This is a genomic window from Kribbella jejuensis (genome assembly GCF_006715085.1).
GTDB lineage: Bacteria > Actinomycetota > Actinomycetes > Propionibacteriales > Kribbellaceae > Kribbella > Kribbella jejuensis.
On sequence record NZ_VFMM01000004.1, the window covers coordinates 154,014 to 176,322 of the forward strand.

Consider the following 22,309-nt stretch of genomic DNA (forward strand, 5'->3'; position numbering starts at 1 on the left):
CGGACATTAACGGATCCGGCGGCTGCGCGGCGGCATCGTTGCCGTACCGTGAGGTCCGGCAAATCTCACATCAGTACCTTCCGGCACTGTTACCGATCCGAGGCAGCACGCATGACTTCTGGCACCACCCCGGCGCCACAACCGCAGACTCCGCGCAAGAGCTTCCTGCGCAGTGCCACGGTCGTCGCCGTCGCGATGGCGATCATGAACGTCGCGGCGTACGGCTTCACGCTGATCGGATCCCGGCGGCTGATGCCCGAACAGTTCGGCGCGATCACCGCGCTGCTCGGGCTGCTGCTGATCGGCAACGTCGCGTCGCTCGGCCTGCAGGCCACCGGCGCGCGGCAGCTCGCCACCCACACCGGGGACGGTGCGGCCACGCTCGCCGACGCGATGCTGCGGGCGGGACGCCGGTCCGCGGCCGGACTGACCGTGCTCTGCCTGGTGCTGACGCCGGTGTTCATGTGGCTGCTGCACGTCGACTCGGTGATCGCGATCCTGTTGCTCGCGCCGACGCTCGGCGGCCTCACCCTGATGGGATCGCAGCTCGGCATCCTCCAGGGCAGCCATCGCTGGACCGAGCTCGCCGCCGTCTACACCGCGGCGGGCCTCGGCCGGCTGATCCTCGGCGGCGGCGCGCTGATCGTCCACCCGTCGCTCGACTGGGCGATGGCCGGTCTCGCGGTCGGTGCCGCCGTACCGGCCGTCCTCGGCCAGTTCTTCCTCCGCAGCTCGAACGGTGCGACGGCCAAGGACGTCAAGGCGGTACTGCGGGAAACCGTGCACGGCACGCACACGCTGCTCGCGTTCTTCGCGCTCGCGAACGCCGACGTGCTGTTCGCCCGCGCCCTGCTCGACGAGAAGGACAGCGGGTACTACGCCGCCGGCCTGATCATCGCGAAGGCCTGCCTGTTCCTTCCGCAGTTCGTGATCGTGCTGGTGTTCCCGTCGCTGGCCAACTCCCCTGGCGACACGGTCCGGCTCCGGCGCGCGATCCTCGCGGTCGCGGGCCTCGGCGCGTGTGCGGTGGTCGGGACGTTGATCCTGCCCGGGATCGTCGTCGAGGTGATCGGCGGCAAGGAGAAGTACGCCCCGCTCGGCCCGTACACCTGGCTGTTCGCCGTCGCCGGTTCCGCGTACGCCGTACTCCAGCTGGTCGTGTACGCCGCGATCGCGCAGCAGGAGAAGCGCGCCGCCCTGGTGATCTGGCTCGGCCTCGTCGTGCTGGCGATCGCGGCCGGCATCGTCCTCGGTACCGACACCGCGACCGGCCTGAACGGCGTGAAGGTGCTGGCCGCGATGACCAGCACCTGCGCGCTCCTGCTGTCCGGTGCACTCGCCACCGGACTGCATCGTCAATCGAGCTGACTCACCAGAGACTCGACTTGGCGAACCGCCGGGCGAACGTGTTCGCCAGCACCAGCAGGACGAGACCGATCACCGATCGGAACAGCCCGATCGCGGTCGCATAGCTGAACTGCGGTACCGCCGAGGCCAGACCGATCTTGTAGACGTAGGTGTCGATCACCTCGGCCACGTCGAGGTTCAGGTTGTTCTGCATCAGCAGCACCTTCTCGAATCCGACCGACAGGATCGAGCCGATGTTCAGGATCAGCAGGATCACCGCCACCGGCACGATCGCCGGCAGGTCGATGTGCCAGATCCGGCGCAGCCGGGACGCGCCGTCCACGATCGCCGCCTCGTGCAGCTCCGGCGGAACGCTGGTCAGCGCGGCCAGGTAGATGATCGCGCTGAAGCCCATCGTCTGCCACGCTCCCGACCAGACGTACAGGTGCCGGAACAGGCCGGAGTCGCCCATGAAGTCGACCGGGCCGAGCCCGAACAGGCCGAGCAACTGGTTCGCGACGCCGGTGTTCGGGTTGGTCAGGACGACCAGCAGGCCGACGACCACGACGGTCGAGATGAAGTGCGGCGCGTACGTGATCAGCTGCGCCGACCGGCTGAACCACTTCCGCCGGACCGTATTCAGGCAGAGCGCGAGGATGATCGGCAACGGGAACGTCGCGAGCAACTCGTACACGTGCAGGAACACGGTGTTCCGGATCAGCCGCCAGAACTGGTACGACTCCACGAACCGCTCGAAGTGCTTCAGCCCGACCCACGGGCTGCCCCAGATCCCGGACACCACGTTGTAGTCCTTGAACGCGATGATCACGCCGTACATCGGCCAGTAGGCGAAGACCGCCAGCCAGATCAGCGGCAGCGCGAGCATCGCGTACAGCTGCCAGTGCCGCCGCATCCGCAGGCCCAGGCCGACCGACGACTTCGCGGTCCGCTCCCGCTGGTGCGCGGCTGCTGTGCGCTCGGCATTCAGCGTCGTCATGCGCTCATCCCTTCAGCGAGCCGATCATGGCTCCCTTGACGAAGTGTTTCTGCACGAACGGGTAGACGAGCAGCGGCGGAATCATCCCGATCACGATCAGCGAGTACTTCAGCTGCTGCTGCAGCTCCTTCAGCTGGATCAGCTTGCTGGTGTCCGGCATCTGCGACGGATCGACCTTCGACTGGATCAGGATCTGCCGCAGGATCACCTGCAGCGGGAACAGCTGCTCGTTGGTGAGGTAGATCAGGGCGTTGAAGAACGAGTTCCACTGGCCGACCGCGTAGAACAGCAGGTTCACCGCGATGATCGGCTTGCTCAGCGGCAGCACGATCCGCCAGAAGAACCCGAAGTCGCTGCAGCCGTCGACCTTGCCGGCCTCCACCAGCTCCTCGGGGATCGTCACCATGAAGTACGTCCGGGTGATGATCACGTTCCAGACCGCCAGCGCGGCCGGCAGGATGATCGCCCACCGGGTGTTCAGCAGTCCGAGCTTGTCGACCACCAGGTACGTCGGGATCAGCCCGCCGCTGAACATCATCGTGAACACGAACGCCGCCATGATCAGGCCCTTGCCCGGCAGGCCCTTCCGGGACAGCGGGTACGCCGCCAGCAGTGTGAGGACCGTCGCCACCACGGCTCCCACGACCGCGTAGTACACCGAGTTGCCGAAGCCGCTGACGATCGACTTGTAGTCGAAGATCGCCTTGTACGCGTCCAGGGTGAAGCCGACCGGCCACAACCAGACCTCGCCCGCGGCGACCTTCTTGGTGTTGCTGACCGACGCGCTGAGGACGTAGACGATCGGGTAGAGGACAGCGAGACAGAACAGGCCCAGCGCCGTGTAGATGCAGGCTGAGACGATCCTGTCCGAGCGGGTGTCCTGGGTAGCAGCGGTGCTCATGAGTTGTACGTCTCGTAGGCGGCCTGCTGCAGGTCGACGTACGGTTTCACGCCGATCTTGGCGACCCGGTCCTTGTAGTCGTTCCACGCGCCGTCGTCGTTCGGGTCGAGCTGACCGGTGATGAACCGCGACATCGACTGCGACACCTCGTTCTTGAGGTTGGTCTTCAGCTCCGCCTCCTGCGCCGCCTGGTCCTGGTCCAGCGTCACCGGCGGGAACTGCATCTCCTGCGGCTGCTTGTACGGGAAGTAGCTGTCCACGGTCTGCTGGTAGAGCGGCTTCTCGAAGGTCAGGTCCTTCGGGTTCACCCGCTCACCGAGCCGGAAGTCCTGCGAGCGGTACATCGCGTTGTCCTGGCTCCAGCTCAGCCCGTTCTGGGTGTTCCAGGTCGCGTCGAAGCCGTAGATCGCCTGCTTGCCGTTGATCCCCAGCTCGCCCTTCTTCGCCCAGGCGAAGTGCGGACCGCCGTAGGCCCGCAGGATCGCTTCGAGCTCCAGTTGCGCGTCGGCCCACTGGACCATCAGCTCCGGCTTCGCGCACTTCTTCGTGATCACCAGCTTGGCCACGTCGACGCCGACGCCGAGGTAGTTCCAGGCGGCGTACCGGACCTGGTTGGGGCCCTCCAGCGGCGGGATCGCCTGGTACTTGCGCCACCGGGCGTCCGGATCCTTCTGGTCGATGTCGACGAACCCGCCCCAGTAGTACGACCGGGCGCCGCCGATGATCGGCTTGCCCGGCGCGTTCCCGTACCGCTCCATCTGGTCCTGGTCGGCGGTGAACACGTCCTTGTTGATCAGGCCCTCGCCGTACAGGCCGTGCAGGTACTTGAGGCCCTCGCGCCACTCGTCCTTGTCGAACGTGACGTCGACCTTGCCGTCGTTGACGACCAGCCACGGCTCGCCCGGGTTGTAGAGGAACGCGTTCATGAAGTACGTGTCCAGCGCCGCGTCCTTGTAGCCGGCGAACGGGATCGTCTTGCCGTTGCCGCCGAGGTCGGCCTTCTTGAACGCGCGCAGCACCTCGCGGAACTCGTCGGTGGTCTTCGGGATCTCCAGGCCGACCTGCTGCAGCCAGTCCGTGTTCAGGAACGTCCGGCCGTTGCTGGCCCGGCAGTGGTAGCAGTCGTTGATGCTCGGGAACGTGTAGATCTTCTTGTCCGGCGCCTGTACGAGCTTCCGGGTCTCCGGGTAGTCCTTCATCGCCTGCTGCAAGTTCAGGGCGTACGCGTCGATGTACTGGCCGACATCGGTGAACAGCCCCTGCTGGCCGTACAGAAACAGCTGCGAGCGGCTGAAGCCGACGCCCATGAACGCGTCCGGGATGTCGCCGGCCGCGATCATCGCGTTCACCTTGGTCATCAGGTCGTCTGGCGTCCCGCCGACCTGGTTCCACTCGATGTGCACGTTCGTCTTCTGTTCGAGCCACTTGGTGAACGCGTTGGTCTTCCAGTCCCCGATCGTCACGTCCTGCGGTACGACGATCTTGAACGTCACCTTCTCGCTGGTCAGCGGCTTCAGCTCGCGGGCGACCGGGCCGACGTACCCCTCCGGGTACTGCACCGTGGCCAGCTTCGGCCCGAGCGAGACGCTGGGCGCCACGCCACCGGTTCCGCTGCCGGCTCCGCCGCTCGCGCTGCCGGCGCTGCTCGAGCCACTGCAGGCACTGAGCAGACCGGCGCCGGCGGTCGCCGCGGTCAGCCCGAGCGCCCCGGAGATGAGGGATCGGCGACTGATGCCAGGGCGTGCGTGATCGTTCGGCATGGTTCCTCCTAGGCGGCTGGGTCGGAACGGAGACGAAATATCCGATAGCAATATCCAATAGGATCTCGGATCTTGCCCGGGAGAATGACATAGAACGACAGCGGACGGAAGAGGTCGCTGAACACTGACCGGGATCAGTCGGTCACTGTCGGTATCTTGCAGGCAAGCGGTTGCCGGCTAACGTTTCATACACGGTTTCTTGCGCCGGAAACGCGCGCCCGGAGCCCGGTGGAGGTTCCGCGGAGTCTCGGTAGGGTCGGGGTATGCCGACACCGAAGTTCATCCTGGACCTGCGCGCGAAGATCGGTCACGACCTGCTCTGGCTGACCGGCCTGACCGGGGTCGTGCTGAACGACCGGGACGAGGTGCTCCTGGTCCAGCGCGCCGACAACGGCCGCTGGAGCCTGATCGGCGGCATCCTCGAGCCCGGCGAGCAACCGGCCGTCGCCGTGGTCCGCGAGATCCAGGAGGAAACCGCGGTGGTCGCCGAGGTCGACCGGCTGCTCAGCGTCGAGACCACGCCCCCGGCCGCCTACCCGAACGGCGACCGGGTCCAGTTCCTCGACCTCTGCTTCAGCTGCCACGCGCTCGGCGGCGAGGCCCGCGTCAACGACGACGAGTCGACCGACGTCCGCTGGTGGGCGCTCGCCGCCCTGCCCGACGAGCTGTCCGCCCGCGAACGCACCTGCATCCAGCGGGCCCTCTCCCCCGCCGACCAGCCGAGCTACATCACGTCCTAGTGGGCAGCCTCGTGCCAGGTGCGGCCGATGCCGACTGACACGTCGAGCGGGACGGCCATGTCGACGGCGTGGCCCATGTCGTGGCGAACGAGCTGCTCCAGCGCCTCGCGCTCGCCGGGGGCGATCTCGAAGACCAGTTCGTCGTGGACCTGCAGCAGCATCCGGGACTTCAGGCCGGACTCGCGCAGCGACGCGTCGACCTTCAGCATCGCCATCTTGATCACGTCGGCGGCCGAGCCCTGGATCGGGGCGTTCAGGGCCATCCGCTCGGCCATCTCGCGACGCTGACGGTTGTCGCTGGTCAGGTCGGGCAGGTACCGCCGGCGGCCGAGGATGGTCTCGGTGTACCCGGTCTTGCCGGCGTCGATCACGATCGAGCGCAGGTAGTCCCGGACGCCGCCGAAGCCCTCGAAGTACTCGTCCATCAGGCCCTTGGCCTCGTCGACGCCGATCTTCAACTGCTGGCTCAGCCCGTACGCCGAGAGGCCGTACGCGAGGCCGTAGTTCATCGCCTTGATCTTCGCGCGCTGCTCCTGGGTGACGTCTCCCGGCTCGACCGAGAACACCCGGGACGCGGTCACCGAGTGGAAGTCCATCCCGGAGTTGAACGCATCGATCAGGCCCTGGTCCTTGGACACGTGCGCCATGATCCGCATCTCGATCTGGCTGTAGTCCGCCGACATCAGCGACTCGTTGCCCTCGCCGACCACGAACGCCTGCCGGATCCGGCGGCCCTCCTCGGTCCGGATCGGGATGTTCTGCAGGTTCGGCTCGGTGGAGCTGAGCCGGCCGGTGGCCGCGATGGTCTGGTTGAACGTGGTGTGGATCCGGCCGTCGCGCGGGCTGATCGTCTTCAGCAGGCCCTCGACGGTCTGCCGCAGCCGGGTCGCGTCCCGGTGCGCCAGCAGGTACGCCAGGAACGGGTGCTCGGTCTTCTCGAACAACGCCTGCAGCGAGTCCGCGTCGGTGGTGTACCCGGTCTTGGTGCGCTTGGTCTTCGGCATCTGCAGCTCGTCGAACAGCACCACCTGCAGCTGCTTCGGCGAGCCGAGGTTGATCTCCTTGCCGATCACCTCGTACGCCGCCGTGGCCGCCTCCCGGACGCCGGTCGCGAACCGGTCCTCGAGCTGCTCCAGATACGGCCGGTCGACCGCGATCCCGTCCCGCTCCATCGCCGCGATCACGTGGATCAGCGGCAGCTCGACGTCCGCGAGCAGCGCCGTACCGGCCTGCTTCTCGAGCTCGGCGTCCAGGGTGTCGGCGAGATCCGCGATCGCGCGGGCGCGCAGCATCGTGTGGTCCGCCGCCGGGCCGCCCTCGACGTCGTCGAAGCTGAGCTGCCCGTTCTCGGCCTCCTCGGTGCGCAGCTCGCGCTTGAGATACCGCACGGTGAGGTCGGCGAGGTCGTAGGCCCGCTGGTCCGGGCGGACCAGGTACGCGCTGAGCTGGGTGTCGGAGCTCAGCCCGCCGAGCGTCCAGCCACGCTCGAGGAACCCGAGCAGCGGGCCCTTGACGTCGTGCAGCGCCTTCGGAACGGCCGCGTCGGCGAGCCAGACCTTCCAGGCCTCCTCGTCGTCCGGGGTCACCGCGTCGGGATCGAACCAGGCCGCGGCACCCGACGTGTTCGCGAGCGCGAGCCCGGTGATCTTGCCGGTACCGCCCCCCCAGCTGCCCTGCACCGCGATCCCGACCCGCTCGCCGCCGCTGACGTGCTCCTTCAGCCAGGCCGCCAGCTCGCCCGGCTTCAGCTGCACGCCGTCCAGGTCGAAGCCGTGGTCGACGGTCGCGTCGACCTCCTCGTGCTCGGCGACCAGCCGCTCGCGCAGCACCCGGAACTCCAGGCTGTCGAACAGCGTGTGCACCTTGTCCCGGTCCCAGGCGACCCGGACCAGGTCGTCGACCGACACGTCCAGGGTGAGGTCGCGGACCAGCTCGTTGATCTGCCGGTTCCGGATCACGTCGGCAAGGTGCTCGCGCAGCGACTCACCGGCCTTGCCCTTGATCTCGTTCACCCGGTCGACCACGTCGTTCAGCGAACCGAACTGGTTCAGCCACTTCGCGGCGGTCTTCGGGCCGACGCCCGGGACACCGGGCAGGTTGTCGCTCTGCTCCCCCACCAGCGCGGCCAGATCCGGATACAGCCGGGGGCCGACGCCGTACTTCTCCTCGATCGCGGCCGGGTCCATCCGGGCGATCTCGGAGACGCCGCGCTTGGGGTAGAGCACGGTGATGTTCTCGTTGACGAGCTGGAACGAGTCCCGGTCACCGCTGCTGATCAGCACCTCGAAACCCTGCTCGTCGGCCTGGGTCGCGAGCGTCGCGATGATGTCGTCGGCCTCCCAGCCGTCGATCTCCGTGGTCGGGATCCGGAGTGCCTCCAGCACCTCCTTGACCAGCGAGATCTGCCCGCTGAACTCGTCCGGCGACTTCGAGCGGCCGGCCTTGTACTCCGCGTACTGCTCGGCGCGGAAGGTCTTGCGGGAGACGTCGAACGCGACGCAGACATGGGTGGGCTGCTCGTCGCGCAGCATGTTGATCAGCATCGAGGTGAACCCGTACACCGCGTTGGTGTGCTGGCCGGTGGTGGTGGAGAAGTTCTCCACCGGGAGCGCGTAGAACGCCCGGTACGCCAGCGAGTGCCCGTCCAGCAGCAGGATCCGCGGTCGCCCGGAGCCGGAGCCGGCCGTGGTGTCCTTGGTCAACGTCGAAGTCTGAGATTCTGCAGCCACAACCCGACTCTAGTGGGTCCCACGGACAGTTCTGACACACTGCTGCAGTGACTGACAGGACAGATGGATCGAACCTCGGACCGGGCATGAGCATGGAGGGCACCCTCCTGCAGACCATGGGCATCGTCGTCACCGAGGCGACAGCGGACCGGGTGGTCGCGACCATGCCGGTGAAGGGCAACACCCAGCCGTACGGCCTGCTGCACGGCGGCGCGTCCTGCGTACTGGCCGAGAGCCTCGGCTCGATCGGCTCCGCGCTGCACGCGGCGACGTACGGGAAGGTCGCGGTCGGTGTCGACATCAACGCCACCCACCACCGCGCGGTCCGCGACGGCCTGGTGACCGGCGTCGCGACCCCGATCTACCTCGGCCGGACGACCACGTCGTACGAGGTGGTCATCACCGACGACCGGGACAAACGCGTCTGCACCGCGCGGATCACTTGCCAGCTGATTCAGGCTCCGCCCGGGAGCTGACGGCGCGCCGGGCGAACGCGGAGCGGCGTGAGGAGAGCAGGGCGAGCAGGTTCGGGGCGTGTTCGGCGGCGAGCCGGCGGCGGACGGTCAGCGTGTTCGCGAACCGCAGTACGCCGGCCTGACCGAGGCCGAGCCGGGCCAGGAACCGGTTGGCCTCGCGGGCGATCGCGGGCGCGACCACGGCCAGGTGGGCACAGCTCTCGTGCTCGGCCCAGGCCACCGCCTCGGCGACCAGCGCCTTGCCGAGACCGTGCCGGCGGGCGGTGTCGCTGACGTGCAGGTACTCGACGGTGACGGTGGTGTCGTCGTGCAGCGGGCTGACCGCGGTCCGGCGCAGGTACGCCATCCCGTGCACGTCGCCGTCCAGCTCGACCACCAGCAACCGGCCCAGCGGGTCGTCGAGGTGTTTGCTGACGGCAACCTCCGCGGCGGCGACCGACGGCGGCGCGGGCAGCCGCGAGGGCAACCCGGCGGCGGTGCTGAGCTCACGCCACAACGCGACCAGGGCGCCCGCGTCCCGCGGCTGGGCGTCCCTCACCTCGATGGCTGCCACCACAGCGACCTCCCGGTCCGGTCCACCCCCGAGGTGAACAGACGGGCCGATACGCTCGTCCGAGCGCAACAGTAGGCCCTCGGGGGGCACCAGCAAAGTCGAGTGGGAGACCAGTTTGTTCATCGGGATCGGGACGGCCGTGAACGTCGCGACCGTACTCGTCGGATCGGTACTCGGCGTGCTCGTCGGCCACCGGCTCAGTCACCGCACCAGGGACCTGGTCACCGATGCGATCGGCCTGGTCACGCTGCTGATCGCGATCTCGTCGGCACTCACCGTCGGCGACAAGGCACTCAGCGACGCGGTCGGTTCCAGCGCCCCGGTGCTGATCGTGCTGGGCGCCATGCTGATCGGGGGGATCATCGGCTCGCTGCTGCGGATCGAGCAGCGGCTGGAGGGTTTCGGCGCCTGGATGCAGCACCGGTTCGACCGCGGCGAGGGCGAGGGCAAGTTCGTCGAGGGCTTCGTATCGGCGTCGATGGTGTTCTGCGTCGGACCGTTGACGTTCCTCGGCGCGCTCTCCGACGGCCTCGGCCGCGGCGCCGACCAGCTGTTCCTGAAGGCGGTCCTCGACGGCTTCACCAGCATCGCCTTCGCCGCCTCGTTCGGCTGGGGCGTCGCCGCGTCCGCGCTCGTCGTCCTCGTGGTGCAAGGCTCGATGACAGCTGTAGGCGCACTGCTGGGCGACGTACTACCTGAAGCCCATGTCACCGCACTCGGCGCCACCGGCGGCGTCATGCTCATCGGCGTCGCGCTGAGACTCCTGAAACTCAAGCAGGTCGCCGTAGCCGACCTGCTCCCCGCGTTGATCGTCGCGCCGCTGCTGGTCCAGTTGCTGATTGCCATCCGCAACTGAACCAGCAGCGCCCGCGTCAGTCCTCGCCGAGATAGGCCTTCCGGACCGAGTCGTTCACCAGCAGGTCGCGACCGGTACCGGACAGCACGATCTTTCCGACCTCGAGCACGTACCCGTAGTCGGCCCGCTTCAGCGCCGCCTGCGCGTTCTGCTCGACCAGCAGGATCGTCGTACCCTGCTTCTGCAACTCGGTGACCGTCGACATGATCCGCTTCATCATGATCGGCGACAGCCCCATCGACGGCTCGTCCAGCATCAGCAGCTTCGGCCGGCTCATCATCGCCCGGCCCATCGCCAGCATCTGCTGCTCACCACCGGAGAACGTACCGGCCGGCTGCTTGCGCCGCTCGCCGAGGATCGGGAACAGGTCGTACGCCGACTCCAGGTCGGTGCGCACCCCCGCCGGATCCTTGCGCGAGAACGCGCCCAGCATCAGGTTCTCCTCGACCGACAGCCGCGGGAAGATCCGCCGCCCCTCGGGCGAGTGCGCCAGGCCGCGGGTGACGATGTCGTGCGCCGCCACCTGGTCGATCCGCTCGCCCTGGAACCAGATCTCCCCCGACGTCGGCCGGAGCAGCCCGGAGATCGTCTTCAGCGTGGTGGTCTTGCCGGCGCCGTTGGTGCCGATCAGCGACACCACCTGCCCCTGCTCCACGCTGAAGCTGATCTTCTTCACCGCGACGATCTTGCCGTAGGCAACTTCCAGGTCCTTGACCTCGAGCATCGCGCTCATGACCTGTCCTCCTCGTCGGCGACCGTGGTGTCCTGGACGTGCGCTTCCCGCGCGTCGACCTCGTCCTCGTCGTCCTCGCCGGTGCCGATGTAGGCCTCGATCACCCGCGGGTCCGACTGCACCTCGGCCGGCGTGCCCTCGATCAGGGCCTGGCCCTGGACCAGGCAGAGCACCCGGTCGCAGAGGTTGAAGATGAACCGCATGTCGTGCTCGATCACCACCACCGACAGGCCCGAGTCCCGGATCTTGAAGATCAGGTCACTGGCCTGCCGGGTCTCCTGCGGGTTCATACCGGCCGTCGGCTCGTCCAGCAGGATGAGCTTCGGGTCGGTGGCCAGCGCGCGGGCGATCTCGAGCCGGCGCTGGTCGCCGTACGGCATGTTCCGGGCCAGGTGCTCGGCGGACTTGCCCAGACCGACGAAGTCGAGCAGCTCCTGCGCCCGGGCCCGGGTCGCCGCCTCCTCCCGGCGGAACTTCGGACCCCGGACGATCGAGGTGAACGCGCCCGCGCTGGTCCGGCAGTAGCGGCCGACCATCACGTTCTCGAGCGCGGTCATGTTCGCGAACAAGCGGATGTTCTGGAACGTCCGGGCCATCCCGGCTCGCACCACCGCGCGCGGCTTGGGCGGCAACGGCGTCAGCGACGTGAGCGGTTGTACCTCCACCGCGTCGGATCCGTCCGTCGACACCGTGGTCCGCTTCGGCGCCCGCGGGGCCTTCCGCGGTACGCCGGCGAACCGGACCTGCCCGCTGGTCGGCTTGTAGAGGCCGGTGAGGCAGTTGAAGAACGTGGTCTTGCCGGCACCGTTCGGGCCGATCAGACCGACGATCTCGCCCTGCCGGACGCTCAGGTTCACGTCGTTGACAGCCAGCAGACCACCGAACCGCATGGTCACGCCGGTCGCCTCCAGCACCGTCTCGCCGGTCAGCGCGGGCCGGGCCGTTTCCTCGACGGTGGTCATCTCGCCTCCTCGACGGCCAGGCGTTCGGATTCGACTTCGACGGCCAACGCCTCGTCCTCCTCGTGGAACTCGAGCTGCCGTCGCCTGCTCGCGACCAGACCCTCCGGCCGGAACCGCATCATCAGCACCAGCAGCAGACCGAACATGAGCAACCGGTACTCCGAGAAGAACCGCAGCTTCTCCGGCAGCAGTTTCAGGATCGTCGCCCCCAGCAGCACACCGGCGATGGTGCCCATACCGCCGAGCACGATCGCGGCCAGCAGGAACGCCGACTCGATGAACTGGTACTGGTCCGGGCTGACCGCGGCGTCCTGGTGGGCCTTGATGGTGCCGGCCAGACCGGCGAGGAACGCGCCGATCGCGAACGCCAGCAGCTTCAGCCCGAAGACGTTCACGCCCATCGCCTCGGCGGCCTTCTCGTCCTCGCGGATCGCGACCCAGCCGCGGCCGATCCGGCTGTTGTTCAGCCGGGCGAAGACCAGGATCACGAACCCGATCAGGACCAGCAGGACGAAGTAGTAGTTCGAGAACCGCCCGAGTTCGATACCGGCGACCGTGTGCTGGCTGCCGAAGTCGAATCCGAAGGGTTTCCAGTCCGGAATACCGGGCACACCGTTCGGGCCGTTGGTCAGGTTCGGACCGTTGTTGCCGTCCAGGTTGCCCATCGTGAACCGGAAGATCTCACCGAAGCCCAGCGTCACGATCGCCAGGTAGTCGCCGGAGACCCGCAGTGTCGGCGTACCGATGATCAGGCCGAGAATCGCCGACACACAGGCGCCGATCAGCACCACGATCAGGAAGTTCGGCTTCCAGCCGATGGTTGCGAACGCCGACGTCGACAGTACCGCTGCCGTGTAGGAGCCGGCCCCGAGGAACGCGATGTACCCGAGGTCCAGCAGTCCGGCCAGACCGACAACGATGTTCAGGCCCATCGCGGTGGCGCCGAAGATCAGCACCTGGTTCGCGATCGACATGTTCGCGTCCGACCCGTTCTGCGTGAACGGGAACAGGAACGCCACCACGAACGCGGCAAGCGTCAGCACATTGCGGTGCCGCTGCCCGACATGACCGACGTAGCTCATCGCGCCGGTCCGGAACAACGCCGTCGCGACCACGGCGATGAACACCAGGCAGAGGATGAACGACCAGGCATCCTGCAGGCCGAGCGCGTACGCCGCGGCGTACAGGATCGAACCCATCAGGACCGCGATGATCAGGATCTCGGCCCAGCCCGGCAGCCTCGCCTCGCTCATGTCCCGCAGTTGCCGCAGCGGCAGCATCCACGCCGACACCGCGATCAGCAGCGCGCCGACCAGCGACACGTAGCCACCCGGGTTCACGTTGATGAAACCGGCCGATTCGGTCCCGATCGCGATCACGATCAGCACCATGTAGAGCGCCAGACCGGTGCCGAGCATCCGCAGCCCGACGGTCGCGTCGAGCCACGCACCCAGCTTGGTCAGCGGGCCCTTCTCGGCGAGCAACAGCACCAGGGACAGCACCGCACCGACGATCGCGAGGATCTGCAGGCCGCCCGGGTAGAAGTTGATCGACAGGTCGTTCAGGATCTGGCCGTCGTAGCTCCAGGACAGGAACGACCCGATGACGAGCAGCGCCACGCCGGCGATACCCAACGGCCACGCGATCGGCTTGCCCGGCTTCGCCACCGGAGTCCCGACTGTGTTGTCTGCAGGCGTTTTGACGTCGGTCATGCCCGGTCCACCACCCTCGCGCCGAGCAGGCCCTGCGGCCTGAAGACCAGAACCAGAATCAGGATCACGAACGCCCAGACGTCCTTCCAGGTGCTACCACCGAACTGGCCCGGGATGTACTGCGTGGCCATCGCCTCCACCACGCCGAGGACCAGACCACCGACGACCGCCCCGTAGACGTTCCCGATACCACCCAGGACCGCGGCGGTGAACGCCTTCAGACCGGCCAGGAAGCCCATCCGGAAGTCGATGTTGTTGTTCTGCAGGCCCTGCGAGACACCCGCGATCGCCGCGAGCACCGCGCCGAGCGCGAACGCGACCACGATGATCCGGTCGACGTTGATACCCATCAGCCGCGCGGTGTCCGGGTCCTGCGACACCGCCTGCATACCGCGGCCGAGCCGGGTCCGGTTGATGAAGAACCACAGCAGTACGGCGCAGACCGCGAGCGCCGCGACCGTGAAGATCGCGGACCGCTGGATGGTCACGCCACCGACCTGCAGCGCCTTGCCGGTCACCACGTCCAACTGCGGGAACGGGATGCGGGCCTTCGCGCTCGGCCACTCGACCTTGTTGATCAGCAGCTTGAACAGGACCCAGCCGATCTCCGCGGTGACCGCGGCGGTGACCGCACTGACGGCCACGGCGCGGACGCCGACCTGAACCCCGGCGCGCGACTTCGCGGCCTCGCCCACAGTCATGCCGACCCCCGTACCGACGATCGCGCCGCCGACGATCGCCGCCACGATGTACACCGCGGAGAGATCGGAGTTGATCAGCAGGACGACGATCCACAACGCCACCGCGCCGGCACCACCGCCGAGCAGCGGTGCCCGGTCGTACCACTTGGTGACCGGGTGGTTCAGGTTCACGCCGGTCTGGCGGCTGCCGACCAGGTAGCCGGCCGCGATCGCGAGCCCGGCGAACACCACCACGGTCCAGCCCGGACGTTCGTAGAACAGCCGGACGAACTCCTGCAGGAACACGGAGATACCGATCGCCGTGATCAGCGGTGCGAGTCGTGGCGCGTTCCGCAGGGGACGGTACGCGACACGCTCCATCAGCACCGCGGTACTGACCGACGCGAGCATCGCGCCGATGATCATCACCGGCAGGATCCAGACGCTGGTCTCACCGTTGAAGAACAACAGGTACGTCGTCAGCGCGCCGAACGCGCCGATCATGAACACCTCGCCGTGGGCGAAGTTGATGAGCTGCACGATGCCGTACACGACCGTGTATCCGACCGCGATCAGGGCGTACAGCGAGCCCAAGGTCAACCCGTTGACGAGTTGCTGGAAGAACTGGTCCACGTCGACCTCCCATCTGCCTCGGTTGTGACATGCCAGGGGGGTGGGAGGATCACTCCCACCCCCGAGACATGAGGTCGACCCTGCTTACTTTTCCTCGAACGCCTTGGTCTCGACGGTGGTCCACTTGCCACCGGCAACCTTGTAGACGGTGAGCACCTTGGAGGTGGTGTCGCCGTACTGGTCGAAGGCCACCTTCCCGGTCACGCCGTCGAAGGAGACCTTGCTCATGGCATCGACCGTCGCCTGCCGTGCGGACTCGACGTCCTTGGCGTCCTTCAGCGAGGTCTTCAGCGCGTCGATGATCGCGTTCGCCGCGTCGTAGGAGTAACCGCCGTACGCCGCGTAGGGCTCCTTGAAACCGGCCGCGTTGTAGTCCGCGACGAACTTCTTCGCCGACTCCAGGGCCTCCACCGGGGCACCGACGGAGGTGGCGAGGTCACCGTCGCTGGTCTTACCGGCGAGGGTGATGTACTTCGGGTCGTAGATACCGTCGCCGCCCATCAGCGGGATGTTCAGGCCGGCGGCCTTCGCCTGCTGCGACAGCGGACCCGCCTGCGGGTACTCACCGCCGTAGTAGATCGCCTGCGGGTTCGACGGCTTGATGGCCGTCAGCGCGGCGTTGTAGTTCGAGTCGTCGGGGTTGATCGTCTGGGCCGCGACGATGGTGCCGCCGAGCTTCTTGAACTCGTCGGTGAAGGTGCCGACCAGACCCTGCCCGTAGGCCTTCTTGTCGTGGATCGTGGCGACCTTGGTGATCTTCGCGGTCTCGTACAGGTACCGGGCCGCGAACGGGCCCTGGACCGCGTCCGTGGTGCAGGTACGGAAGTACGTCGGGTACGGCCGCTTCGGGTCGGTCTGCCAGTTCGCGCCCTGGGTCAGGCCGGGGCCGGTGTTGGCGGGCGAGACCTGGACGATCTTCGCCGCCGCGAGGACCGGCTGGACCTGCTGGCTGACGCTGGTGTTCAGCGTGCCGACAACGCCGATCACGTCCTTGTCGCTGGACAGCGCGGTCGCCGCGTTCTTACCGGGGTCCGGCTTCGCCTCGTCGTCCTTCGGCACGACCTCGAGCTTCCAGCCCGGGATCGCGTTGGAGTCGTTGGCCTGCTTGACGGCCAGCTCGACGGAGTGCTGGATACCCAGACCCAGGGCCGACAAGTCTCCGGACAGCGGCGCGATCACGCCGATCTTCGCGGTCTTGGTCGAGCCTCCGGAGCTCCCCCCAGAGTCGTTGCCACTGCGTGAGCCGCAGGCAGTCAGGGCCAACGACGCAACGATCAGCGACGCGCCGACCCGTACTACGGAACGCTGGTGCACTGTTCCTCCAATGTCTGGATAGTCCCAGCGAAATGCGGGACTCTCGCGCATTTGCCGCGAGCACCCGCAGGTTAGACCCGGCGATGCCCCCAAGCGAACAGCGCACCGGCTGTGTTGTGAGGTCGTTACCCCGGTAAGTATCGTCCGATCACCTGGATGCTGACCCCTCAACTGTGTCAGTAACGTACTGTCAGCTCACGGTCTGTCTGCGTGAGATTTGCTGCCTGTCAACCGTGGTGACTGTCACGATTCGTCACGAAGCCGCCAGTACATTCAGCACACCGTCACGACACGCCGGTACGACCTGCGAAGACCGCCGATCGGAGGCAGGGCCGCGCGCCCGGTCAGGCGTCGCCGGCCTCGTTCACGACCAGTTCGGCCACCTGGCGCATCGACACACGCTTGTCCATCGCGGTCTTCTGGATCCACCGGAACGAGTCCGGCTCGGACAGCCCGAACTTCGTCTGCAGGATCGACTTCGCCCGGTCCACCAGCTTGCGGGTCTCCAACCGCTCGGCCAGGTCCGCGACCTCCCGCTCCAGCTCGGCGAGCTCGACGTACCGGGACGCGGCGATCTCGATCGCCGGCAGCAGGTCGGCCTTGGAGAACGGCTTCACCAGGTAGGCCATCGCCCCCGCGTCCCGGGCCCGCTCGACCAGCTCGCGCTGCGAGAACGCCGTCAGCATCAGCACCGGCGCGATCCGCTCCCCCGCGATCTTCTCCGCCGCACTCAGCCCGTCCAGCTTCGGCATCTTCACGTCGAGAATCACCAGATCCGGCCGCTGCTCGATCGCCAGCCGGATAGCCTCCTCGCCGTCCCCCGCCTGCCCGACGACGTCATACCCCTCTTCCGCGAGCATCTCAGCCAGATCCATCCGAATCAGAGCCTCGTCCTCAGCGATCACCACACGCTTAGCAGTCACACCCGACACCTTATCGACCCACCCTCACGACTTCGGCCCCACAAACCCATCCAACGCCGCCACCCCCTCCTTCCGACTCACGGCGATCGCATTCAACCGAGGCTGCCGCCAAGCAATCCCCAACTGATCCAGCGTGTCCGTCAGTATCTTCCGAATGTCCACAGACTCGTTCGAGAACATGTAGCGCACGTAGTAGTACCGCTTCCCATCAGCCTTGCTCGCCCAGTTCACGAACCGGCACCCGTCGGAGTGGAACAACCCCCGCAACAGCTGTTCGGGGTACTTGGCAACAATCTCCCGCTGCCAGTCGGTCAGCTCGATCTTCCGCAGATGCTTCATCCCCGGCCCGTGCTGTGGAAACAGACAGGGCCAGTGCTTCCACCGTGCCTCTGTCCGGATCGTGCCCGGCCCCTTCCGAGGGCATGGGCTCGCCGTCGGCTTCACCAACTTGATGGTCTCGAAGATCTCGCGGTTGAGATCGGGGTACTTCTGGTCGTTGACGATCTGCAACGTGAACACACCCCGCCGCGCCTTCGCGATGGAACCATCGCCCAGGTACCACCCGAGGAGCAACGCGTACGCCGCCTCGTCCAACTCGGCCCCGTCACATCGCGGACACGGCGTCCCTTGGAACGCGGTCCCTCGCGGCAACCCGCGCCGCTGATACAACCGCCGCCACCGCCGAATCGTCTTGACGGCAACCCCATGGATCTCGGCGTTCGTCTTGTCAGCAACGCCGTTGTCCGACATCCGCAACGCGGAGTCGACTGTCTCCTGCGGTCTGATGTGCCCCATGCCTCATGCTCGGACAGGCCACCGACAGTTTCTGGCCGCGCCGGATTTACGTCGCATCGTCTGTGTGCGCTAGGCTTCTCGAAAAGCCAGCCCTGGTACCCCAATTTGGCAGAGGGAGCGGATTCAAAACCCGCACAGTGTGGGTTCGAGTCCCACCCAGGGCACAGAAAACTGTCGGCGGCGCTCGCGAAACTCGCTGTATGTACGACGAGCGGACGCGGGCGGTCGCACTCGCGGCGATCGGTTCCGGCGAGAGTCTGAACTCGATCAGCAAGCGGCTCGGGATCAGCCGGGCGGCGCTTCGTGAGTGGCGGGACAACGGGGATCGTCGCGTGCGCCCGAGCGAATGTCCGCGGTGTGGAACCGGGTCGCTCGACGCGTCGTCGTATGCGCAGCTGCTCGGGCTGTATCTCGGGGACGGTTGTCTGTCGCGGCATCGGCGCGACGTCTACGCGCTGCGGATCGCGTGTGACGACAGCTATCCGCGGCTGATCGACGAGGCGGCCGACGCCGTACGGGCGGTTCATCCGAGCCGCCCGGTGCATCGTGTCCAGGCGGTCGGCTACACGGCAGTCGTCTCGTACTGGAAACACTGGCCGTGTCTGTTCCCGCAGCACGGTCCGGGGCCGAAGCACCGTCGTACGATCACCCTCGCCGACTGGCAACAGACGATCGTTGCCGACCACCCCGAACCGTTCCTCCGCGGCCTCTTCAACTCCGACGGCTGCCGCGTCGCCAACTGGACCACAAGAACCGTCGCAGGCGAACCGAAGCGCTACGAATACCCGCGCTACATGTTCTCCAACGAGTCCCAAGACATCATGCACCTCTGCCGACGGACCCTGGACCTGCTCAACATCCCCTGGCGAATGCCCCGCCCCAACGCCCTCTCCGTAGCACGCCGAGAAGCCGTCGAACGCATGGACGCCTTCATCGGCCCGAAGGACTAGCCCGTTACCGGGCCACGCGACCCCACCCAAGCCAGCCCTCCGAAGCCTCTGCGCCGCTCTCCCCCACCAACCCGCGCCCGGTCACCCAAGCCAGCCACTTCTCTCAAGCTGTCTTTTGCTTTGGATGTGGGTGAGGCGGGCGGTTGTTAGGGGTTGGGGCTGCGGTAGGCGGGGGCTGTGCCGTCTATGGCGTCGCCCATGCGGTGGACTCGGAGGGCGTTGGTGGAGCCGGGGATGCTGGGTGGGGAGCCGGCGACGATGACTACCAGGTCGCCCTTTTCCACGATGCCCAGTTCCAGCAGGCGCTGGTCCACCTGGCGGACCATTTCGTCGGTGTGCTCGACCGTCGGGACGATGTGGGTGGTGATGCCCCACACGACGCTCAGCCAGGAGCTGACCGACGGCACCGGGGTGAACGCCAGCAGCGGGACCTCGGTGCGGTAGCGGGCCAGGCGGAGTGCGGTGTCACCGGACTGGGTGAACGCGATCAGGTACTTCGCGTCCAGCCGCTCGGCCACGTCGGCGGCCGCGCGGGCGATCACACCGCCCTTGGTCTTCGGCTCCCACTCGATCTCCTGGACCCGGCTGAGGCCGTGCTCCTCGGTGGACTCCACGATCCGGGCCATCGTCTTGACGGTCTCGATCGGGAACCGCCCGACGCTGGTCTCACCGGACAGCATCACCGCGTCGGCGCCGTCGAGGACGGCGTTCGCGACGTCGGAGGCCTCGGCCCGGGTCGGCCGCGGTGCGGAGATCATCGACTCCAGCATCTGGGTGGCGACGATCACCGGCTTCGCGTTCAGCCGGGCCTGGTCGATGATCAGCTTCTGGACCAGCGGGACCTCCTCGAGCGGGAGCTCCACACCGAGGTCACCACGGGCCACCATGAACCCGTCGAACGCCTCGATGATCTCGTCCAGGTTGGCGACCGCCTGCGGCTTCTCGATCTTCGCGACGACCGGGAGCCGCAGCCCCTCCTCGTCCATGATCTTGTGCACGAGCTGGATGTCCGCGGCGTCCCGGACGAACGACAGCGCGATCATGTCGGCCGGCAGGTGCAGCGCCCAGCGAAGGTCCTCGGCGTCCTTCTCCGACAGCGCCGGCACGCTCACGGACACGCCCGGCAGGTTGATGCCCTTGTGGTTCGACACCGGCCCGCCGACGGTGACCCGGCAGACCACGTCGGTCTCGGTGACCTCTTCGGCGACCAGCGCGATCCGGCCGTCGTCGATCAGCAGCTGGTCACCGGGGTTCACGTCGCCGGGCAGACCGTCGTACGTCGTTCCGCAGATGGTCTGGTCGCCGGGCACCTCCCGGGTGGTGATGGTGAAGCGCTCGCCGTAGGTCAGCGTCGCCTTCCCCTCGGCGAACTCCGCGAGCCGGATCTTCGGGCCCTGGAGGTCGACGAGGATGCCGACGTTGCTCCCGGCCTCCGCAGCGGCGGTACGGATCCGCTGGTAGATGCGCTCATGCTCGGCGTGGGCGCCGTGGCTCAGGTTGAGCCTGGCGACGTCCATACCGGCTTGGACGAGTTCCATGATGCGCTCCGGGGCGGCCGTAGCCGGGCCGAGCGTACAAACGATCTTTGCGCGACGCACGTCACAAAACCCTACTCCTGCAAACCACTGGGCCCGCTGGTCCGCCCCCCTTACTGGACAGTTAACAACCGGGGAACTCCTCGGCCGGAGCCTGAATCGTCAAGAAGACAACGGGGTGTAGGCCCCGACGGTGACCTCGCCGGTGAGCTCCGCGGTGACCGTCTGCAGGCCGACCGGCTCGCCTTTCAGGTACGTGATCAGCGTGACCTCACCCGGCCGGCGGAGCGTGTACCCGAGGGCGAACGCGTACGCCGCTCCCCCGGTCGTGCCGTTCGTGTACGTCGTCACCGGCTTGCCGTCGACGACCTTCGTCTCCGGCCCGACCTGCCGGTGCAGGTGCCCGGACAGCAGCAGCGTCGCGCACCCGCGGGCGGCGGTGTCGGCGAACGACGACGGGTCGTGGACGACGAACGTCGAGATCCGCTTGTCCTCGGGCTGCGCGCAGGCGACATCGGCGAGCCGCTTGGACTGGTGGTCGACGGTCTCGTCGCCCGGCTGGTCCGCGCTGCCGAGCCCGGTCTTGGTCGGATCGCTGTCGCCGAGGAACCGGATGCCGTCGACCTCGACCGGCTTGCTGTCCAGCACGGTGAAGCCGCTCTTGCGGTACGCCGCCTCGACGTGCCCGCCGGCGTCGTGGTTGCCGGCCACCGCGACCACCTTGAAGTCCTTGAAGTGCTGGCGCAGCGAGTTGATGCTGAACAGCTCCCACTCCTGCCCGGACGAGGTGTCGTCACCGGCGTCGATCAGCAGCTTCGCACCGGCCACCTTGGCCACCTCGGCCGCGAACGGGTCCATCCCGATGTTGTCGTGCCGGTCGTTGACCTGGATCGCGACCTTCTCGTCCTTGCCGGGCTGGTGGATCTGCGTCGCGACGTCCCCGACCTTGTCCTTGAGCTGACCGTAGAACCGGGTCGACCGCTGGTACGTGTCGACCGCGGTCTTGATCACCCCGACACCACCGGTGGTGGAGAAGCCTGACGCCACCTCGACGCCTTGGAGTTGCTTGTCCAGGTCGAGCTGAGGCAGGAGCGTTGCGAGCGGAGTCCACTGCGTCGGCGGCGCCTCCACCCCGCGGATCCGCCCCGGCCCGAAGATCGAGGCGATCGTGATCAGCATCGCGACCAGGACGACGATCGCACGGTGCTCGACCCGCCGCTCGTGCCGGTGGACGAGGTGCCACAACTCGCGTCGCCGCCGTGCGCCGACCACCGCCCACAGCGTCGCGACCACGACGACCATCAGCAGACCGGTACCGGCACCGGCCAGCGCGTCGTCGACGGCCATCTCCTGGACGGCCTGCCGGATCCGCGCGATCTCACCTTCGGGCTGGGCGGCGATCAACGCGTCGCGGTTGATCAGATCGGTCAGGTTGCTGGCGTTGGTCTCCTGGACGTCGATGTTGACGCCGAGTCCGAACGGATCGTTGCTCGCCATCCGCAACCGGGGCAGAACCGCGCCGAGGTCGAGCGTCGCATGCCCGTCGAACGTCGGCGACACGGTCGCCGCGTGCGCGCCGATCGTGATCCGTTCGGAGTCGTTCGTGAACACCAGCAGCCCGGCCACGACGGAGGTGACCGCGAAGAGCAGGCTCAACGCGGCCCACGGCGCAACCGCCCTGAGCCGTGCTTTCGTCACCAGCCGCCTGACCAC

At 67.4% G+C, this 22,309-nt stretch carries 19 protein-coding genes and 1 tRNA gene; 6 read left to right on the forward strand and 14 right to left on the reverse strand.

Annotated elements, in window-relative coordinates:
• Positions 1 to 111: 111 nt before the first annotated feature.
• Positions 112 to 1,368 (forward strand): MATE family efflux transporter, encoded by a 1,257-nt coding sequence (locus FB475_RS33550; RefSeq protein WP_141862054.1) that lies wholly within the window; start codon positions 112 to 114, stop codon positions 1,366 to 1,368.
• Position 1,369: 1 nt separating this feature from the next.
• Here the strand turns inward: FB475_RS33550 and FB475_RS33555 are convergent, their stop codons facing one another.
• The 3 genes from FB475_RS33555 to FB475_RS33565 are packed head-to-tail and all read right to left on the reverse strand — an operon-like array spanning position 1,370 to position 5,005.
• The gene (locus tag FB475_RS33555; RefSeq protein WP_141862055.1) at positions 1,370 to 2,344 is read right to left on the reverse strand and encodes an ABC transporter permease; all 975 of its coding nucleotides are present in this window, start codon (positions 2,342 to 2,344) and stop codon (positions 1,370 to 1,372) included.
• A gap of 4 nt (positions 2,345 to 2,348) precedes the next feature.
• Positions 2,349 to 3,245: a carbohydrate ABC transporter permease gene (locus FB475_RS33560; RefSeq protein WP_141862056.1), complete on the reverse strand. Its 897-nt coding sequence runs from the start codon at positions 3,243 to 3,245 to the stop codon at positions 2,349 to 2,351.
• Complete coding sequence (locus tag FB475_RS33565; RefSeq protein ID WP_141862058.1) at positions 3,242 to 5,005, reverse strand: extracellular solute-binding protein; 1,764 nt, start codon at positions 5,003 to 5,005, stop codon at positions 3,242 to 3,244. Before FB475_RS33565 ends, FB475_RS33560 begins: the two co-directional genes overlap by 4 nt.
• 263 nt (positions 5,006 to 5,268) lie before the next feature.
• On the opposite strand from FB475_RS33565, the gene FB475_RS33570 reads away from it, so the two are divergent.
• Positions 5,269 to 5,745, forward strand: coding sequence for an NUDIX hydrolase (locus FB475_RS33570; protein WP_141862060.1), 477 nt, complete (start codon positions 5,269 to 5,271; stop codon positions 5,743 to 5,745).
• Here FB475_RS33570 and polA read toward each other — a convergent pair.
• On the reverse strand, positions 5,742 to 8,447 hold the full coding sequence (gene polA, locus FB475_RS33575; protein ID WP_141863099.1) for a DNA polymerase I: 2,706 nt from the start codon (positions 8,445 to 8,447) through the stop codon (positions 5,742 to 5,744). The genes FB475_RS33570 and polA overlap by 4 nt on opposite strands.
• A 74-nt stretch (positions 8,448 to 8,521) precedes the next feature.
• On the opposite strand from polA, the gene FB475_RS33580 reads away from it, so the two are divergent.
• Positions 8,522 to 8,950 (forward strand): hotdog fold thioesterase, encoded by a 429-nt coding sequence (locus FB475_RS33580; RefSeq protein WP_238332604.1) that lies wholly within the window; start codon positions 8,522 to 8,524, stop codon positions 8,948 to 8,950.
• Here the strand turns inward: FB475_RS33580 and FB475_RS33585 are convergent.
• Entirely contained in the window at positions 8,913 to 9,503 is a 591-nt protein-coding gene (locus FB475_RS33585) for a GNAT family N-acetyltransferase (RefSeq protein ID WP_238332605.1), read from the reverse strand. The two genes, FB475_RS33580 and FB475_RS33585, sit on opposite strands and share 38 nt — an antisense overlap.
• Before the next feature lie 115 nt (positions 9,504 to 9,618).
• On the opposite strand from FB475_RS33585, the gene FB475_RS33590 reads away from it, so the two are divergent.
• Complete coding sequence (locus tag FB475_RS33590; RefSeq protein ID WP_141862064.1) at positions 9,619 to 10,359, forward strand: DUF554 domain-containing protein; 741 nt, start codon at positions 9,619 to 9,621, stop codon at positions 10,357 to 10,359.
• Between the two features lie 16 nt (positions 10,360 to 10,375).
• On the opposite strand, the gene FB475_RS33595 is transcribed toward FB475_RS33590, so the two are convergent.
• The 7 genes from FB475_RS33595 to FB475_RS33630 form a co-directional block, all read right to left on the reverse strand.
• Positions 10,376 to 11,092 (reverse strand): ABC transporter ATP-binding protein, encoded by a 717-nt coding sequence (locus tag FB475_RS33595; RefSeq protein ID WP_141862066.1) that lies wholly within the window; start codon positions 11,090 to 11,092, stop codon positions 10,376 to 10,378.
• Positions 11,089 to 12,054, reverse strand: a complete 966-nt coding sequence (locus FB475_RS33600) for an ABC transporter ATP-binding protein (protein WP_202878674.1) — start codon at positions 12,052 to 12,054, stop codon at positions 11,089 to 11,091. The genes FB475_RS33595 and FB475_RS33600 overlap by 4 nt, the downstream gene beginning before the upstream one ends.
• Positions 12,051 to 13,766, reverse strand: coding sequence for a branched-chain amino acid ABC transporter permease (locus FB475_RS33605; RefSeq protein ID WP_141862068.1), 1,716 nt, complete (start codon positions 13,764 to 13,766; stop codon positions 12,051 to 12,053). Before FB475_RS33605 ends, FB475_RS33600 begins: the two co-directional genes overlap by 4 nt.
• A complete protein-coding gene (locus FB475_RS38535; RefSeq protein WP_238332606.1) occupies positions 13,763 to 15,079 on the reverse strand; it encodes a branched-chain amino acid ABC transporter permease in 1,317 nt (438 codons plus the stop codon). The genes FB475_RS33605 and FB475_RS38535 overlap by 4 nt, the downstream gene beginning before the upstream one ends.
• Positions 15,080 to 15,163: 84 nt before the next feature.
• The gene (locus tag FB475_RS33620; RefSeq protein ID WP_141862070.1) at positions 15,164 to 16,393 is read right to left on the reverse strand and encodes a branched-chain amino acid ABC transporter substrate-binding protein; all 1,230 of its coding nucleotides are present in this window, start codon (positions 16,391 to 16,393) and stop codon (positions 15,164 to 15,166) included.
• Positions 16,394 to 16,737: 344 nt separating this feature from the next.
• The gene (locus tag FB475_RS33625) at positions 16,738 to 17,325 is read right to left on the reverse strand and encodes an ANTAR domain-containing response regulator (protein WP_141862072.1); all 588 of its coding nucleotides are present in this window, start codon (positions 17,323 to 17,325) and stop codon (positions 16,738 to 16,740) included.
• Between the two features lie 15 nt (positions 17,326 to 17,340).
• Entirely contained in the window at positions 17,341 to 18,111 is a 771-nt protein-coding gene (locus FB475_RS33630; RefSeq protein WP_141862074.1) for a transcriptional regulator, read from the reverse strand.
• A gap of 89 nt (positions 18,112 to 18,200) precedes the next feature.
• Here FB475_RS33630 and FB475_RS33635 point away from each other — a divergent pair.
• Together FB475_RS33635 and FB475_RS33640 are read left to right on the forward strand one after the other, a co-directional pair.
• Positions 18,201 to 18,275 (forward strand) — tRNA-Leu (locus FB475_RS33635).
• A 36-nt stretch (positions 18,276 to 18,311) separates the two neighbouring features.
• Positions 18,312 to 19,061 (forward strand): transcriptional regulator, encoded by a 750-nt coding sequence (locus FB475_RS33640; protein WP_141862076.1) that lies wholly within the window; start codon positions 18,312 to 18,314, stop codon positions 19,059 to 19,061.
• Between the two features lie 146 nt (positions 19,062 to 19,207).
• On the opposite strand, the gene pyk is transcribed toward FB475_RS33640, so the two are convergent.
• Together pyk and FB475_RS33650 are read right to left on the reverse strand one after the other, a co-directional pair.
• Positions 19,208 to 20,659, reverse strand: coding sequence for a pyruvate kinase (gene pyk / locus FB475_RS33645; RefSeq protein WP_141862078.1), 1,452 nt, complete (start codon positions 20,657 to 20,659; stop codon positions 19,208 to 19,210).
• A gap of 99 nt (positions 20,660 to 20,758) precedes the next feature.
• The gene (locus FB475_RS33650; protein ID WP_141862080.1) at positions 20,759 to 22,294 is read right to left on the reverse strand and encodes a metallophosphoesterase family protein; all 1,536 of its coding nucleotides are present in this window, start codon (positions 22,292 to 22,294) and stop codon (positions 20,759 to 20,761) included.
• Positions 22,295 to 22,309: the final 15 nt, after the last annotated feature.